This window comes from Niallia sp. Sow4_A1 (assembly GCF_052116745.1).
GTDB lineage: Bacteria > Bacillota > Bacilli > Bacillales > Cytobacillaceae > Niallia > Niallia hominis.
In genome coordinates this window covers 176088-192489 of record NZ_JBQKKM010000001.1, presented here as the reverse complement: position 1 = coordinate 192489, position 16402 = coordinate 176088, and the positions used below count along the sequence as shown (strand labels likewise).

Sequence of the window (16402 nt, the reverse complement as noted above, 5' to 3'; positions counted from 1 at the left end):
ACAAACATAATGATGTGCTAATTTTCTTATGAAGTCATAGCTTTATTTAGCTTAGCCTTTATTTAAATTGAATTCCATCTTTATGAACGACAAGCTCACCTGTCAAACAATTATTATTTGTCCATCGCAATACTTCATCCGCTAATTCGTTTGCAAGGATTCGATCAATAGCTGTCGGATTTGTTCCCATACAAAGTGCTTCATTAATTTCTGTATATTTCCAATCTACATCAAGCTTGCTAATTACAGAATCTTGGACAACTGCTTGCAAAGACTCGCTATATATTAAGACACTTGACGTTTTTGTATATGTATAGCTCTTTGTTATGGTTTCACATAAAGCGGCAATTTCCTCTTTCTCATAATCAACTGCTAAATAGTTTCCATCTACAGCAAGAGAAATATCCTGCAGCATGTTAGTCGAAGGATTTCCCTCTATTGAAAAACCAAATAATCTTGGTTTGTCATATTTTAGAGATTGAATGGTATCCTGAACCTTTAACACATTTTGAGTAATACTATTAAGCGCAGTATCATACCCTAAAGTCCAATCATTTCCTCGAATATTATTGTAAATGGAAACTGGCACAAATAATGTCCGAATCGTTTCTTTCTTTGCAATAGAAGCTTGCCATAATTCTTTTGCAACTGCATCCCCCATTACAACTGTCATATCCATCGGAGCAAATGCCTCTTCCCACTGATACTCTGACGGTGTAGCGCTTACCTTTAAGATAGAATGGCTTAAATATGGTGCATCACTAATTTCTTTTACTTCTGTATAAGTGATTTCACCGGACTCTCTGTCTATTTCAAGTCCAAAAAGTTGATGCGCAGGAGATAAATTTTCATATAAACGATGTAGAATTTGTTTTACCCCCGAAGGCAAACAACCTAAGACAATCACTCCAACCTTCAACACCTTACCCCCTAACTATTATCGAGCTGTAACTAAAAATGGTCATAATAAAAAATATACAGAAAAGTGCACATGCTATTGGAAGAAAAAGTATTTTTTTACCTTATCTTCTTTATGATATATTTTTCCAAACCCATTATACCATACAACTTCCCAAGAATAAACCATACATATTTAGTATAACCTATTAATGGTACGTACAAGTTATAATATGTTTCATTTAAGATTTTTGATGTTAATTAGTCCTACTATTAACAATAATATGATTCTATTTCTTTGATTCCATTGATTCTATTAGCATGTCTGCCACCTAGAAATTCTGCATTTAACCATGTATCAACAATTAAGCATGCCAATCCTTCACCTGTAACTCTTTCACCCAAACAAAGGATATTACTATCATTATGTTCTCTTGTTGCTTTAGCAGAGAACACGTCACCAACTACCGCTGCCCGTATTCCAGTGATTTTATTGGCAGCTATACTCATGCCAATTCCTGTTCCGCAACACAAAATGCCTAATTGATTATCTCCATTTATAATGGATTCCCCAACAAGCTTTGCGTAATCTGGAAAATCAACACTTTCCCTACTATGACAACCAAAGTCTATTACTTCTGCATTAGATTTAAGTAGATGTGCTTTTATTGCTTCCTTTAGCTGATATCCGCCATGATCACTAGCTATTGCTATTTTCATAAGCTCATCCTTCCTAGTTAAGATGCTTCTTTTTCAGATGTATTCTAACATAAAAGCAAGGATTTGTATTCGGTTTCACGTGAAATTTATAATTTTTTTATATTTCGAATTACTTATTACCTTCCTTAATTGTTAAAAAAGGAAAAAGGAATGAAGCCCTTTCTCCATTCCCTTTCTTTTGCAATAAGATAAAAGCCTTGATTAAAAATCAAAATTATCAGGATCTGGACCAACACGTTGATCCAAGTTTAATGCATCGATTTTAGCCATTTCTTCTTTTGTTAATATAAAATCAAAAACATTTCCATTTTCGATAATACGATGTTCTTTCACAGATTTTGGAATAGTGACAATTCCATTTTGCAGATCCCATCGAATGATAATTTGAGCAACTGATTTTTGATATTTTGATGCTATTTCCACTAATTCAGGTTGATCTAATAGTTGTCCTTGCATCAATGGAGACCATGCTTCCACTTGAATGCTTTTCTCCTGACAATATGCTATTAGTTCTTTTTGTGTTAGTCTTGGATGCAATTCTATCTGATTAATCATTGGTTGCATCTCTGCATCTTTCATTAACTCTTCCAAATGATAGATTTGAAAATTACTTACACCAATTGTTCTTACTTTTCCTTCTTTATATAATGTTTCTAAAGCTCTCCATGCTTCTTTATACTTTCCTTCTTTTGGCCAATGAATAAGATATAAATCTAAATACTCCAGTCCTAATTTATTTAGACTTGTTTCATACGCTTTTATTGTTTCTTCATATCCTAAATCTTCTGTCCATACTTTTGAAGTAATAAACAAATCTTCTCTTGTAATTCCTGTTTCTTGCATTCCTTTTTTAATCCCTTCACCAACACCTGCTTCATTCTCATAAATAGCTGCTGTATCAATGCTACGATAACCATTTCTAATAGCAGAGCTTACAGCATCTACCAGCTCTTGACCTTCTTCCACCTTGAATACACCTAACCCTAACCAAGGCATCTTTACTCCGTTTAATAAGTTAACAGTATCTTGTAAGTTTTTCATCGTGGTAAAACTCCTTTATCTAATGAATTTTTTTCTAAAACTAAACTAAAGCCCGTCAGAAAGATTGCCGCTACAACCATTATTCCCCCAACCCAAGAAGTATGAATTAATCCGAGCGAATTCGTTACTATTCCTCCTAAATAAGAGCCAATTGCTATTCCTGCATTGAAGGCAGCAATATTGACAGCAGAAGCAACATCTACTGCACTTGGCACATATCGTTCTGCTAATATAACAACATAAACCTGTAATCCTGGTACATTCATAAATGCCAATAATCCCATAAATAGAATACTTATTAAGCCAATGACCTTAAATGGAAGTGTAAAGGAAAGAATAAATAGAACAATTGCTTGAATGATAAACATATAAAATAAAGCTTGAAGCGGATTTTTATTAGATAGTTTACCACCGATCATATTGCCTATTGCAATGGCAACACCATATAATAGCAAAATGCCTGCCACTGTATTTTGTTTAAAACCAGTCACTTCATGTAATAATGGCGATAGATAAGTGAAAACTACGAAAGTTCCCCCATAACCTAAAGCTGTAATGAAAAATAGCATTAAGAGACGCCCATTTGTGGCTAAACGCAATTGATCCTTTAGTGTCGCCCGTCCTCCTTTTGATAAATTACCTGGAACGAGAACACTGTTTCCGATAAAGGCGATAATACCAATAATAACAATTGTAATAAATGCCAATCTCCATCCAAAATGTTGTCCAATAAACGTTCCAAATGGAACCCCGGTTACTGTTGCAACGGTTAATCCGGAAAACATAATAGAGATAGCACTAGCTCTTTTTTCTTTTGCAACTAAATCTGCTGCTATTGTTGACCCAATCGACATAAAAATTCCGTGGGCAAAAGCCGATATGATGCGGGCAATAAGTAAAATCGTAATATTTGGTGCAATAGCAGCCAAACTATTTCCAATAATAAATACAATCATAATCCACAATAAAAGTGATTTTCGTGAAATATTAGATGTAATAGCTGTTAAAACTGGTGCACCTATTGTGACACCTAAGGCATATATGGAAACCGTTAATCCAGCTGTCGTAATGCCTACGTGAAAATCTTCCGCGATTAATGGGAGTAAACCGACACTTATAAACTCAGTTGTCCCAATTGCAAAGGCACTAATAGCCAATGCAACTAAGGCAAGCGTATTATTTCTTTGCTTCAATTCTATTTCCTCCTAATAAATATATCGTTATCCACTAGTGGTTAGCTTTTTAGTAGTCTTGCATTTTAACCGGCAAGTGTTATTATGAATCATATAAGACAAATAGAAAAGTACGCACCTTTTTGTAATATAGGAACCAATAAGTATGATAGGAACAAAAAAGTACCTGTAAAAGAAGGAGTATTAGGATGGATAATAAAAAATACAATATATCAGTAGAAGCAACTTTAGAAGTAATCGGCGGTAAATGGAAGTGTGTAATTTTATGTCATCTTACACATGGTAAAAAAAGAACGAGCGAGTTAAAACGATTAATGCCAAATATTACACAAAAAATGCTAACACAACAATTAAGAGAATTAGAAGAAGATGGAGTAATCAACCGAATCATCTATCAACAAATCCCGCCAAAAGTAGAATATGAATTAAGTGATTATGGAAGAAGTCTTGAGCCCATTTTAAATGCCCTTTGCGCTTGGGGAGATACACATATTACCAAAATTTACGGAGATAAAAGTTTAGTGTTAGAAGATAGTGTGTTAAATCAATAGCCGCATAAATAATCTCCTGCAAATAATTATGCAGGAGATTATTTATGCGGCTGTTTCTATGACATTGTTGTTTTTTCAATAAGATTAATGAAAGGAGACTTTGCTCTCCCATAGAAAGCGAGTCTATTCAGGCTGTTGATCTTAGCAATAAACTATATGAAAAATAGTTTATTTAAATAATTATTTAATGCACGATATATCTTATCGCTGTTTGTAGCTGGATATCATTTTCGTCTTTCAGTTTTTCTTGTCTTACTGATTCCTCCATTTTGGCTGCCGTTTTTTTATCGATAATACCTGTTACCTCTAATGTATTTTTTTCTTGAAATGCTCGGACAGCAATCTCTGTTTGAGGACTATAATAGCCATCCTGCCTATCTGTTGTAAATCCCAAGCTTGTTAATATTTCTTGTGCATATTTTACTTGTTCATCATTATCTTCCATCTTTAAATTGTCTACAATCTGAAGAGGATGGGTATGATATAAATCGGTTTGCTTTACTTCAATAGTAGGCTTTATTCCTTGTTTATGAATCCAATTCCCATCAGGAGTGAGCCATTTAGAGACAGTTAATTTGATTTCACTTCCATCATCCATCAAGATTGGCTGTTGGACCGTTCCTTTCCCAAAAGAATTTTCGCCAATTAGGGGATAATCTGCTCCCTCTTTCAATGCAGCAGCTAAAATTTCTGATGCAGAGGCGCTTCCATTATCAATCAACACGACAACTGGATATTCTTTTTCCTTTGATAAATCGGAATAAAACTGTTCACGGTCGCCATTTCGATTCTCTATTTGTACATATGGTTTACTGTCTGTTAAAAATTGCTCCACTATTGCATTCACACTAGTAAGTAAACCACCTGGATTACCGCGGACATCCAAGATAAGACCAGCTATTCCTTTTTTCTCTAAACTACTCAGCGCCTTTTCAAACTCAATTGCAGTATCTTTAGAGAAAGAGGTAATTTCAATATAGCCTATCTTTTCTCCTCCATCTTTTTTGATATCCGAATAAACAGTAATTTGAGGAACTTCATCCCGCACAATCTTTACCTTTAACGGCTTATCTACTGTTGTTCGTTTAATCTCTAGCTCTACCTTTGTCCCTTTTTCTCCTTTAATCTTGCCAATGACATCATTTAAATCCTTCCCCTCAACGGTTTCTCCATCCACAGAAATAATTTGATCCTGTGGTTTGATACCGGCCTTCTCTGCTGGTGAACCTTTAATTGGCGAAACAATGATTATTTTATCATCCTCTATACTAATTTCTGCGCCAATTCCTTCAAATGACGAATCTAGCGCCTGTTCAAATTGTTTGGCAGCCTCTTGATCCATATAAACAGAATATGGATCCTCTAATGTAGCTAGCATCCCTCTGATTGCTCCGTCTTCCAATTTCTGCTTGTCTACATTTTCCACATAGTTTTGAAGGATTAGCTGATAGGCTTTATCTAATTTATATAGAGAGTTCGTCTCCATTGTATGATCAATTGCATCCTTCTCCTGTTTATTTTCGAAAATGGTTATTCCCATATATGTCATTCCTGACCCCGCTAATAAGGATCCTGCCATGTAAACAGCCAGCCATTTTTGTTTCATTCCAACCGTCCCTTCTATCGCACACGATGTGTTTTATCCTGTTTCCATGTATATGATAAGCTGGGACAACTTATGAATAAATCTACCTTTTATCCATTGGACACGAACCTAATACAGGCAAATGCATAGTATATAAAGTATTTTATGAGGAGGGGAAAGAATGTTTTATCATATTAAAGAACTAGCTTACCAAGCAAAACCCGAAAAGCCAGATCCTGTATTTGCTAAAAAATTGCAAGAACTAATCGGTGGACAATTCGGGGAAATGTCGGTTATGAATCAATACTTATTTCAGGCTTGAGGTACAAGAAAACATGATAAGTATCGTGACTTATTATTAGATACAGGAACAGAGGAAATTGGCCATATTGAACTATTGGCAACAATGGTTGCAAGATTACTAGATGATGCTCCAGTAACGGAACTAGAAATAGCTGCTGCAAGTAACCCTGCAATGGCTGCCATTATTGGCGGTATGAACCCACAGCATGCCATTGTCTCAGGACTTGGAGCAATGCCAAAGGATAGTGTGGGAGTTCCTTGGAATGCAGGATATGTTGCTGCAAGCGGCAACTTGTTAGCTGATATGCGTGCAAATTTAAATGCGGAATCCCAAGGTCGCCTTCAAGCAGTCCGCTTATTTGAACAAACGGACGATAGAGGCATTAAAGATATGCTATCCTTTTTAATCGCACGTGACACGATGCATCAAAATCAATGGCTTGCTGCTATTTATGAACTAGAACAACAAGAAGGGGTAGTTGTACCAAGCACTTTCCCTAGACATTTAGAAAAAACAGAAGTATCCTATCTATTCCTAAATCATTCAATGGGAGACGAAAGCAGTAAAGGTAGATGGGCATCTGGACCGAGCATGGATGGCATGGGAACTTTCCAATATGTAAGAGATGTACCTCCATTTGGTCCTGCTCAAAAATTAAAGCCAGCCCCTCCAGCTGAGCATGATACTCCCCCAGATGTTAAATAAGTTTTATTTTAAACAAAACGGTGCAAAGGGAAAAGACCCCTTGCACCGTTTTTCTTCTATAACCCTTTTACCCGCAATACCCGCATTGCATTTAGAACTGCTAATACAGTAACACCTACATCTGAAAAAACAGCTTCCCACATTGTCGCAATTCCAAAAGCTCCTAGCAGTAAAAAGATTGCTTTTATTCCTAAAGCAAAAATAATATTCTGCCAAACAATTCGTCTTGTACGTTTCGCAATAGATAGAGCTGTCGCTATTTTTGAAGGCTCATCTGTCATAATTACAATATCAGCTGCTTCAATCGCTGCATCTGCTCCTAATCCCCCCATCGCCATTCCAACATCGGCTCTTGCTAAAACAGGCGTGTCATTAATCCCATCTCCAACAAATAGAATCTTCTCTTTTATCTGTTTTCGTTCATCTAGTTTTTCGATTTCCTCTACTTTATTCTGTGGTAATAGCTCTGCATGTACTTCATCTATTTGCAGAAGAGCACCAATTTTATCGCCAACCTTTTTTGCATCACCAGTTAGCATTACCGTTTTCTTAATACCTTGTTCTTTTAATAGCTGAATCGCTTTCTTGGCATCATCTTTTATTTGATCTGAAATAACGATAGAACCGATAAATTCTTGATTCACCGCTATATAAATGACTGTGCCAATTTCTTTGTTTTGTACGTAATCTATGTTTTCCTTTACCATCAATTTTTGATTCCCAGCCAACACTACTCTATCGTCAAGCTTCACACTAATCCCATGCCCAGATATTTCCTGATATTCACTGATACGTTCTTCTAATATCTTCCCAGGAAAAGCATTTCTGATGGAGTCTGCAATAGGATGATTAGAATGCATTTCTGCATATGCAGCATATTCAAGAACTTCCTCTTCAGAAAATCCAGAAGCAGTATGGATGGAATCCACTTCAAATACTCCTCTGGTCAAAGTCCCTGTTTTATCAAAAACAACATATTTAACAGCATTTAAAGCTTCTAAATAATTGCTTCCTTTAACTAATATCCCTTTTTTCGAGGCGGCACCTATCCCGCCAAAGAAACCTAAAGGAATGGAAACAACAAGTGCACACGGACAGGAAATAACAAGGAATACAAGGGCTCTATATAGCCAATCGGAGAATGTTGCACCACTTATTATTAGTGGTGGCAAGATAGCTAATAAGGCCGCAATTATTACTACTACAGGTGTATAGTATCTTGCAAATTTGGTAATAAAATTTTCGGTGGGAGCCTTTTTATTGCTGGCATTTTGGACAAGCTCTAATATTTTCGTTACAGTAGATTCTCCAAAATCTTTTGTTACTTCTATTGTTAATACACCATGATTATTAATGAATCCTGAGAGTACTTCATTGCCAATTTCGATATCACGAGGAATAGATTCTCCCGTTAATGCTGATGTATCAACAGAGGAGCTACCTTCTATTACTCGCCCATCAAGAGGGATTTTTTCTCCAGGTTTTACGAAAATAATATCTCCTATTTTCACTTGCTCAGGACTTATTTTTTTATATCGGTCTCCAACCTTCACATTTGCATAGTCAGGGCGAATATCCATTAAACTTGTAATGGATTTTCTAGAACGATTCACTGCTATCCCTTGAAATAGTTCCCCTATTTGATAAAAGAGCATAACCGCTACTCCCTCAGGGTATTCTTGAATCGCAAATGCTCCCAATGTAGCAATCGCCATAAGAAAGTGCTCATCAAATACTTGCCCGCGTAAAATATTTTTTATGGCTCGATATAAAATGTCTCCTCCGACAATTAAATATGCCATAAAGAAAAAGGAAAACTCTGCTATTCCAGTCAAAGGAGAAAAGAAGCCAGCTACTGCAACAATTGTTCCAGCTATTAATCTACCAACTAATCTCTTTGTATTTTCCGCTCCATGATCATGTGAATGGCTATGTGTTACATGAGCCTGTTCATGGTGATGTCCATTCCCATGATTATGCGAGGTGGATGCTGTCATTTTATTGCCTTTCTCCACCAACTTTACATGTGGCTCTAGTCTTGAAATTGTTTTTTGTGCTTTTGCTAAAATGCTGTCTCGTTCTTCTTCCTTTAACTGTAGAATTAATGTTTGTGTTGCAAAATTAACATTGCATTCACTCACACCATTAATGGAGGCAATTCCATTTTCAATTTTCATCGCACAATGAGCACAATCCAAGCCTTCCAATGTAAATTCTTTTTTTAGTAGCTGCTTCTCTTCCTCCATCTTATCCCTTCTTTCCTTTCATTCATCTATTAACCAATGGATTATTCACTCACCTTCAATATATGAACAATTATTCATATACTCATATTATTATTATATGAATAACGCAATAAAAGTGTCAATCCATATTCTGATTTTTATGTTAAAAAGAAGAAACAGATATCATAGATACCCGTTTCTTCTAGTATGCTTTATTATTATTTAAATATCCTTATTCCTTTTAAAGACTATCGATTGAATTCATAAAAATCACTTTAAACTACATTACATGCAAATTAATGATGTCTTGCGTGATCAATCATTTGTTTTAATACGCCCATTACATGTTCATCATCACAAGAATAAATCATTGTTGTACCTTCTCGCTTATATTTTACTAATCGTAAATTTTTTAAAAACCGAAGTTGATGGGAAACAGTGGATTGGAGCATATTCAAACTTTCGGCAATTTCATTTACGGAATGCTGTTTTTTTGATAATAAATGAAGAATTTTTATCCTTGTAGGGTCAGAAAGTGCTTTAAACGTTTGAGAAACAATAAACAATGTTTCTTCATCCAACTCTAGCTTATTTTGATCGATTGGATCTATTGATTCCTTTTTATCATTCAATTCGCTCATCTATAATCTTACCCCTTTATTATTACAGAACTTTGCTCCCATTATAGCATACAAATTATTACTTTCTGTAGCAACTCGATTTTCCGCTTATCGCCGCTCTGAATAAAAAAAATAATGGCGCTCCATTTAAAATGAGCGCCATCATAAACTTGAGTTTAGAAGAAATAGGAAAGTCTTCCACTCGAAGATGATATATCTTATTTCATGTTTAATTCTCCCTATTTCGGATAAACTATTACTACCATATTTTTTTACAATGGAACAATCCCAATTGGATTAATAGCATTTGATTTTGCTTGATTCCATGGACCTTTATGCAATTCGAAATGCAAATGCTGACCAGTAGAATCACCAGTATTACCCATTGTACCGATACGCTGTCCTTTTGAAACAGTATCTCCAGCGTTTACAAGACGGCTACCCTTTCTCATATGAGCATAGACTGTTGTATATTCCTGTCCGTCAATGTAATGACTAATAAAAATAACTTGTCCATAACTATCTGAAGGATAAGAACTAATGACAACACCATCTGCAGCAGCATAAATAGGTACCGTACCTGTAGCCGCTATATCAACACCAGCATGGAAAGTACCCCAACGTTGTCCAAGACCTGAAGATAAATAGCCTGCTCCTGCTGGGCGAGTGAAATTGCCAGATGATACAGAAGTAGATGGCTTAGAAACACTTTGGGAAGTATTTCCGCTTGATGAGCTAGTTGAAGTTGCTGTTTTCGAACTAGATGATTTAGAGCTTGAAGCTTTTTGTGCAGCTGTTCTTTCAGCAGCAGCCTTGGCTTCTGCTGCTTTTCTTGCTAATTCAGCTTGTCTTTCCTTTTCTAATTGTATCGCTTTTTCCATTGCTACTTCTTGATCTTTTAGCAGCTGTTCTTCTTCTTCTAAGGAAAGCATTTCTGCCTGAACATGATTTTCCTCTTCGTTCAATTGAGCCATTAATGTATCTTTTTCTTTTTTCTCAGAATTCAGCTTAGAATTTAACGTTTCTAGGTCATCAAGCATTGTTTCAAGGGAATTTAATTTCGACTTTAGATCTGCTTGTGATTGTTCCAATAACTTTTTATCCGCCTCTTGCTCTTTAATTATTGATTGATCGGCTTCTACAATTGTTGCTACAGCCCCAACTCTATCAATAAAATCACTAAAACTTTGTGACCCCATTAACACATCCAGATAATTAACCATCCCACCTGTTTGCTGATAAGATCTTGCACGTTCCTTCAATAATTCATTTCGTTTTTCAATTCTTGCTGTCACTTCTTTAATTTGCTTCTCTAATTTTTCCACTTCTTCTTTTGTAGTAGAAATTTGTTCCTTTTTCTCGGTAATTTTCACTTGTGTACTTGAAATAGAGGTATTTAATCTTTGAATCTCTGTTTCTACTGATTCTTGTTCTGAATGGATATCACTTAATTTATTACTAGAATCATTTAATTTTGATTTTACGTCATTTTGCTTATTCTCAATATTACTTTTTTCCTCATTCAGCTCATTAAGTGAAGTTTGAGCATATGCAGGTGATGTAGTGGCAGTATATGCGACGATACTGCTTATGCTTAATGCAGATACAAGTGTTAATTTTGCTACTTTCTTTTTCATCTAGTTAAGCTCCCTTCCCCGTATACCAATATGTAAACTTGGTAAATTTGTTGCTTTCTCTCTGTTTTTTCCAAATAGAATAGCTTGAAGCACTCTAATTCCCGTTCTCCAAGCTATTGACCATAAGACTAATTTTATTATCAACGACAAACTTACACTTTTAAAAACTTGCGAATACTCATTACAGAACCCCAAATTCCAATAATTGCTCCCATTAGAAGTAGTATTCCACCAACTTGGTATACAAATGGAGAGAAATCTAAAATTTCCAAATAGCTTCCTGCTAGTTTCTCAACTAAATACTGATACGCATAATAATAAATTGCGCTAACTGCTGCTATTGGAATGATGGCGCCGATTATCCCCAGCCACATACCTTCTAGGAAAAATGGCCAACGGATAAACCAGTTAGTTGCACCTACTAAACGCATGATTTCAATTTCTTTTCTTCTTGCTACAATCGTAATTTTAATCGTATTGGAGATAAGGAACATTGCTGTAAATAGCAATCCAATAATTAGTACGATTCCTACATTCCTACTCATGTCAATCGCACTAAAAAGTTTTTCAACGGTTCCTTGTCCATACCTTACCTTCGCAGCATGTTCAAACTTCTCAATCTTATCTACTACAGCTAGTGTATCTTGTGGATCCTTCGTCTTGACAACAAAGACATCATTTAATGGGTTATCCTGTTCGAATAGTTTAAATGCATCTCCATCTTCCCCAAGACTACTAATTAAATTATCTAATTCTTCCCCTTTAGGAGAAAATGTAACACTACCTACTTCTGGTATAGCCTTTATTTCCTCTTCTAAGGTATTTCGTTCTTCTTCTGTTGCTGCTACATCAATATGAACCCTAATTTCAACATTTTCCTCTATGGAAGTCGCCAAATGATTTAAATTCATCATAATGATGAAAAATACACCAACAAGAATCAATGTGATTGTTACCGCACTGACAGAGGCAAATGTCATCCAACCGTTACGAAGAAGGCTTTTGAAACTTTCTCTTGTATGTCTAGCTACTGTTCTAGCCTTCATATCCGTATTCACCTCTCGTTTCATCACGTACAATTCTGCCGCCTTCAATAGCAATAACACGATGCTTAATCGTATTTACGATTTCACGATTATGTGTAGCCATTACAATTGTTGTACCTCTATTATTTATTGTTTCAAAAATATTCATAATTTCCCATGAAGTCTCAGGATCTAAATTCCCTGTTGGTTCATCAGCAATCACTAATTTCGGGGAATTTACAATGGAACGTGCAAGCGACACACGTTGTTGCTCTCCACCAGATAATTCTGTTGGAAGCATCTTTGCTTTATGCTTTAGTCCGACTAATTCTAAAGTCTCCATAACTTTTTTCTTTATATATTTAGGATTTTCTTCAATAACCTCTAATGCAAAGGCAACATTTTCAAAAACAGTTAGTGTAGGAAGAAGCTTAAAATCCTGAAAGACAACTCCCATGTTTCTTCTTAATAATGGAACTTTTTTGTCTCTTAATTTTTCTAAATTGATTCCGTTAATTCGAATACTTCCTTTTGTAGGCTTTTCCTCACGATACATCATTTTAATAAAGGTTGATTTACCTGCACCACTTGGACCTACAACATAGACAAATTCACCTTGATTTATCCTAACATTTATCCCATTAGCGGCTATTACACCGTTAGCATACTTCTTCATTACATTCTTCATTTCTATCATCTATTATCACACCTGAGTAATTTTTTGTATGGATTATGGAAAAAGCGAAGAGGCAGTTTGAAAACATAAACGAATCACAGAAGTGTATTTGGAAGTGATGTGGTTCATGAATTTATCCTCTGGTAATAAGCTTAGTTTTCCCTAAAACTATTCCTTCTATTTTCCATATGATTCAAAAACCAAAATTCGACAACTTTCAACCGACTAAAAGTGACAACTGTCATTTTGCACAGCCTGTCCCTTAACTTACTTAAGCTATTATATCATCATAATCCGTCAAATTAACGTAAAAAATTATTACATTTTCTTTTCAATAATGACATAAAGTACTATTGATTTCATTTCACATCCGCATATTCTATTATTATAGTACTACAAATCGACCCAATTCCCCTTTTTTTTCTTCATTTTTTATGATAAATAGTATTATATACCTAATATTAGAAAATATTATTGGAATTATTTACATATTCAAATGTTTTTTTGATTAGACACAAAATATCCACAAAACTTAGAGGGTTATTCAAACAGAAATTTCGACAAATTCATTAATAAGAATTTTATAAAAGTCTTCCTCTTTCCATCCAAATAAAAAAGAGAATATCTGTTTTTCGTCTTGATTCATTATAAAAATAAATGAATCAACACTAAACAAATATTCTCTCTCAGCACAAACAGCTTATTTAAATCCTCTTCCTAATACCTCTGAAGCGTCTGTCACAACAACGAAAGCCGTTTCGTCAATGGATTTCACTAATTGCTTGAGCTTCATAAATTGCGATTGGTCTACCACACACATTAAAATTGGTCTTTCTGAATCTGTATAACCACCATGTGCCGTTAGTCTAGTTACACCACGATCAATTTTATTTAAAATTCCTTCCCTTACTTCATCTTGCTTATCTGTAATAATTAGCGCCATTTTTGAGCTGCCAAAACCTACTTGGACAAGATCAATCGTTTTGCTTGTTACAAATAATGCAATCAATGCATATAAACCCTGTTCTATACTAAACACGATTGAAGCTGTTATTACGATAACCCCATCAATTAGTGCTACACATTTTCCTAATGAAATACCTGTATATTTGTTTATTATCTGTGCGGCTAAATCGGTACCTCCTGTGGATGCTTTTCCTCTAAAGACAATTCCTATTCCAAGACCAATTCCTATCCCTCCATAGAGAGCCGCTAATAATGGTTCATTTGTCCATGGATCCAATCCTCTTGAAAGATAAACAACAAATGGCAAAAACACTGTCCCTACCAACGTTTTCGCCCCAAAGTTTTTCCCTAATAATAGGACGCCTAGAATAAATAATGGAATATTAAATGCCCATTGCACATAAGCAGGTTCCCACTGAAACACAGACTTAGTAATGGTGCTTATCCCACTTACTCCACCAGAAGCAATATTATTAGGCAGTAAAAACAAATTAAAGGATAAAGCGACAATTGCCGACCCTATTAGCACGTATATATATTCGCGCAGCTTCATTCTTTACACCCCTGTTTTCTTGTCAGTTTCTGTCACATTCCTTTGGCGTTCTTATTCGACAATCACTTTTTATTATGCAATAATCGCAAAGAGCGTAATCAAAAATATGACATCATTTTCATGTTTCAGCAAATTTTTTATAGAAAAAACCAAATGAAATAGAGGGATAGATTAGCTTTCCCTCCCATTTTTGACATGAATAAATAATTCCATAAAAAACGAACTGATTCTTCCCAAGCAGAGAGTATATCATCTTATTTTTGAAGTGTAAATGGTGGCAAATTAGCGTGGTAAAGCGATGAAATAAAGTAGGATGAAAAAGTTTGAAGCTGGGACAAAACAATGTATATTCGTAAAGACGACCATTCTTAATTTAGTAGTGAAAACCAATTCGTTCCATTGCGTTACAGTCACTCTAATGCTTTACTTTCCACAGAAGTTAAATGTCCTCCGCTTCATTTCACTACGTTTTTAAAGATTGCTTTGTTCCATTCATTGTACAATAGATTACTTAAACATGAAGAAACAGCCCGCTATGTTGCTGAGAGAAAATCCGGACCTTGCACAGGAGGATGCAGACCGCTGCTCAGGCGTAGCCCAATAGAAATCGAACTGTATTTAGTTTGCTGGTGACTACCACACCCCCTATTTAAAAGGAAGAAAAAACAATCAATAATCTGAAATTTGATTAACATCTCGTTCTGGTTTTTATTTTGTTGGAAAACTTATGTCCCAGCCTTTTTCGTAACAAGCTTATAAAATAAAAATCCAAAAGAGGAAGGCAAGTACAAATCGATAGTATGCAAAGGGAGCTAGTTTAATTTTATTGATTAATTTCAAAAAGAACTTGATTGCTAATAGTGCAACAACAAAAGCAGTGGAAAATCCTACCAAGAAAAAAGAAAGATCCTGTGGGGACAGATAGTTCCAGTTTTCGAACAGGTCTTTTCCCGTTGCTGCTACCATGATAGGAATGGCCATAATAAAAGTAAATTCAGATGCTGCTTTGTGGCTCATTCCAGCAAGAATCCCACCAGATAATGTCGCTCCAGAACGAGAAAAGCCTGGTACTAACGCAAAACATTGAAACATTCCCACTGTAAAGGCTTGTCGATAAGTAACCTCATTTAGCGTTTCTGCTACTGGATTTTGTGGCTTCCATTTCTCAGCTGCGAGCATCAATAGACCACCGATTACAAGACTTATCACTACCGTCCCTGACCGAAATAGTACATCCTTAATAAAATCATAGAACAGTACACCACATACTCCAAAAGGGATAATCCCAATTGCAATATGAAAAATGCTTAAAGTCCCAACATCTTCTTCTTTCTGCCATTTTTTCATTCCTAGGATATTTAAAATCCTTTTCCAAAACACAAAGACGACCGCCAGAATGCTTCCTAGTTGAATAATAATCTCAAACGTTTTTGCTTTTTCTCCTGTAAATTCTAATAAATGTGCCACCAAAATAAGATGTCCCGTTGATGAAACGGGCGCAAACTCTGCTAATCCTTCCACTATTCCTAAAATAATAGCAACGATAATCTCCATGAAGTCCTCCTACTAAGAAAGGTATGTATATCTCCAGTTACAATGACTTTTAACGCCTGTCCATTTTAATATATTTTTAAACCCTCTTATCTAGAATCAAAAATAAAAAAATGCCTTACTTCTTTGTAAGGGGAAAGTAAGGCATTTTTT

Annotated in this window: 13 protein-coding genes and 1 pseudogene; 2 read left to right on the top strand and 12 right to left on the bottom strand. The window is 35.4% G+C overall.

Translation table 11 applies throughout. The features are described from left to right. Positions 1-58: 58 nt before the first annotated feature. The 4 genes from ACTQ5K_RS00910 to ACTQ5K_RS00895 all read right to left on the bottom strand — a co-directional run bounded on the left by ACTQ5K_RS00910 (position 59) and on the right by ACTQ5K_RS00895 (position 3857). Positions 59-922 carry a 6-phosphofructokinase gene (locus ACTQ5K_RS00910; RefSeq protein WP_251629652.1) on the bottom strand — a complete coding sequence of 288 codons (864 nt, stop codon included), beginning with the start codon at positions 920-922 and terminating at the stop codon, positions 59-61. Positions 923-1170: 248 nt separating this feature from the next. Next, positions 1171-1617 (bottom strand): ribose 5-phosphate isomerase B, encoded by a 447-nt coding sequence (gene rpiB / locus ACTQ5K_RS00905; protein WP_441993245.1) that lies wholly within the window; start codon positions 1615-1617, stop codon positions 1171-1173. A gap of 201 nt (positions 1618-1818) precedes the next feature. Then, positions 1819-2658 (bottom strand): aldo/keto reductase, encoded by an 840-nt coding sequence (locus ACTQ5K_RS00900; RefSeq protein ID WP_441993243.1) that lies wholly within the window; start codon positions 2656-2658, stop codon positions 1819-1821. Then, positions 2655-3857 (bottom strand): MFS transporter, encoded by a 1203-nt coding sequence (locus tag ACTQ5K_RS00895; RefSeq protein ID WP_441993286.1) that lies wholly within the window; start codon positions 3855-3857, stop codon positions 2655-2657. The genes ACTQ5K_RS00900 and ACTQ5K_RS00895 overlap by 4 nt, the downstream gene beginning before the upstream one ends. A 182-nt stretch (positions 3858-4039) precedes the next feature. On the opposite strand from ACTQ5K_RS00895, the gene ACTQ5K_RS00890 reads away from it, so the two are divergent. Next, a complete protein-coding gene (locus ACTQ5K_RS00890; protein WP_031538558.1) occupies positions 4040-4402 on the top strand; it encodes a winged helix-turn-helix transcriptional regulator in 363 nt (120 codons plus the stop codon). A gap of 184 nt (positions 4403-4586) precedes the next feature. Here ACTQ5K_RS00890 and ACTQ5K_RS00885 read toward each other — a convergent pair whose 3' ends face one another. Further along, a complete protein-coding gene (locus tag ACTQ5K_RS00885; protein ID WP_441993241.1) occupies positions 4587-6008 on the bottom strand; it encodes a S41 family peptidase in 1422 nt (473 codons plus the stop codon). A 160-nt stretch (positions 6009-6168) separates the two neighbouring features. Here ACTQ5K_RS00885 and ACTQ5K_RS00880 point away from each other — a divergent pair. Continuing rightward, positions 6169-6996: pseudogene (locus tag ACTQ5K_RS00880) on the top strand (manganese catalase family protein). Between the two features lie 56 nt (positions 6997-7052). Here ACTQ5K_RS00880 and ACTQ5K_RS00875 read toward each other — a convergent pair. The 7 genes from ACTQ5K_RS00875 to bacA all read right to left on the bottom strand — a co-directional run bounded on the left by ACTQ5K_RS00875 (position 7053) and on the right by bacA (position 16252). Beyond that, a complete protein-coding gene (locus ACTQ5K_RS00875; RefSeq protein ID WP_441993239.1) occupies positions 7053-9242 on the bottom strand; it encodes a heavy metal translocating P-type ATPase in 2190 nt (729 codons plus the stop codon). Positions 9243-9517: 275 nt separating this feature from the next. Continuing rightward, positions 9518-9862 (bottom strand): ArsR/SmtB family transcription factor, encoded by a 345-nt coding sequence (locus ACTQ5K_RS00870; RefSeq protein WP_031538566.1) that lies wholly within the window; start codon positions 9860-9862, stop codon positions 9518-9520. Positions 9863-10113: 251 nt separating this feature from the next. Further along, complete coding sequence (locus ACTQ5K_RS00865; RefSeq protein ID WP_251629656.1) at positions 10114-11478, bottom strand: murein hydrolase activator EnvC family protein; 1365 nt, start codon at positions 11476-11478, stop codon at positions 10114-10116. Positions 11479-11630: 152 nt separating this feature from the next. Continuing rightward, entirely contained in the window at positions 11631-12524 is an 894-nt protein-coding gene (ftsX, locus tag ACTQ5K_RS00860) for a permease-like cell division protein FtsX (protein WP_031538570.1), read from the bottom strand. Then, a complete protein-coding gene (gene ftsE / locus ACTQ5K_RS00855) occupies positions 12514-13200 on the bottom strand; it encodes a cell division ATP-binding protein FtsE (protein ID WP_031538572.1) in 687 nt (228 codons plus the stop codon). Before ftsE ends, ftsX begins: the two co-directional genes overlap by 11 nt. Positions 13201-13879: 679 nt before the next feature. After that, entirely contained in the window at positions 13880-14698 is an 819-nt protein-coding gene (locus ACTQ5K_RS00850; protein WP_031538573.1) for a YitT family protein, read from the bottom strand. Positions 14699-15451: 753 nt separating this feature from the next. Next, positions 15452-16252 (bottom strand): undecaprenyl-diphosphate phosphatase, encoded by an 801-nt coding sequence (gene bacA, locus ACTQ5K_RS00845; RefSeq protein WP_441131199.1) that lies wholly within the window; start codon positions 16250-16252, stop codon positions 15452-15454. Positions 16253-16402 lie beyond the last annotated feature (150 nt).

Coding starts and splice junctions, on each gene's coding strand:
- rpiB (WP_441993245.1), bottom strand. CDS start 1,617: ATGAAAATAGCAATAGCTAGTGATCATGGCGGATATCAGCTAAAGGAA.
- ACTQ5K_RS00900 (WP_441993243.1), bottom strand. CDS start 2,658: ATGAAAAACTTACAAGATACTGTTAACTTATTAAACGGAGTAAAGATG.
- ACTQ5K_RS00890 (WP_031538558.1), top strand. CDS start 4,040: ATGGATAATAAAAAATACAATATATCAGTAGAAGCAACTTTAGAAGTA.
- ACTQ5K_RS00885 (WP_441993241.1), bottom strand. CDS start 6,008: ATGAAACAAAAATGGCTGGCTGTTTACATGGCAGGATCCTTATTAGCG.
- ACTQ5K_RS00875 (WP_441993239.1), bottom strand. CDS start 9,242: ATGGAGGAAGAGAAGCAGCTACTAAAAAAAGAATTTACATTGGAAGGC.
- ACTQ5K_RS00870 (WP_031538566.1), bottom strand. CDS start 9,862: ATGAGCGAATTGAATGATAAAAAGGAATCAATAGATCCAATCGATCAA.
- ACTQ5K_RS00865 (WP_251629656.1), bottom strand. CDS start 11,478: ATGAAAAAGAAAGTAGCAAAATTAACACTTGTATCTGCATTAAGCATA.
- ftsX (WP_031538570.1), bottom strand. CDS start 12,524: ATGAAGGCTAGAACAGTAGCTAGACATACAAGAGAAAGTTTCAAAAGC.
- ftsE (WP_031538572.1), bottom strand. CDS start 13,200: ATGATAGAAATGAAGAATGTAATGAAGAAGTATGCTAACGGTGTAATA.
- ACTQ5K_RS00850 (WP_031538573.1), bottom strand. CDS start 14,698: ATGAAGCTGCGCGAATATATATACGTGCTAATAGGGTCGGCAATTGTC.
- bacA (WP_441131199.1), bottom strand. CDS start 16,252: ATGGAGATTATCGTTGCTATTATTTTAGGAATAGTGGAAGGATTAGCA.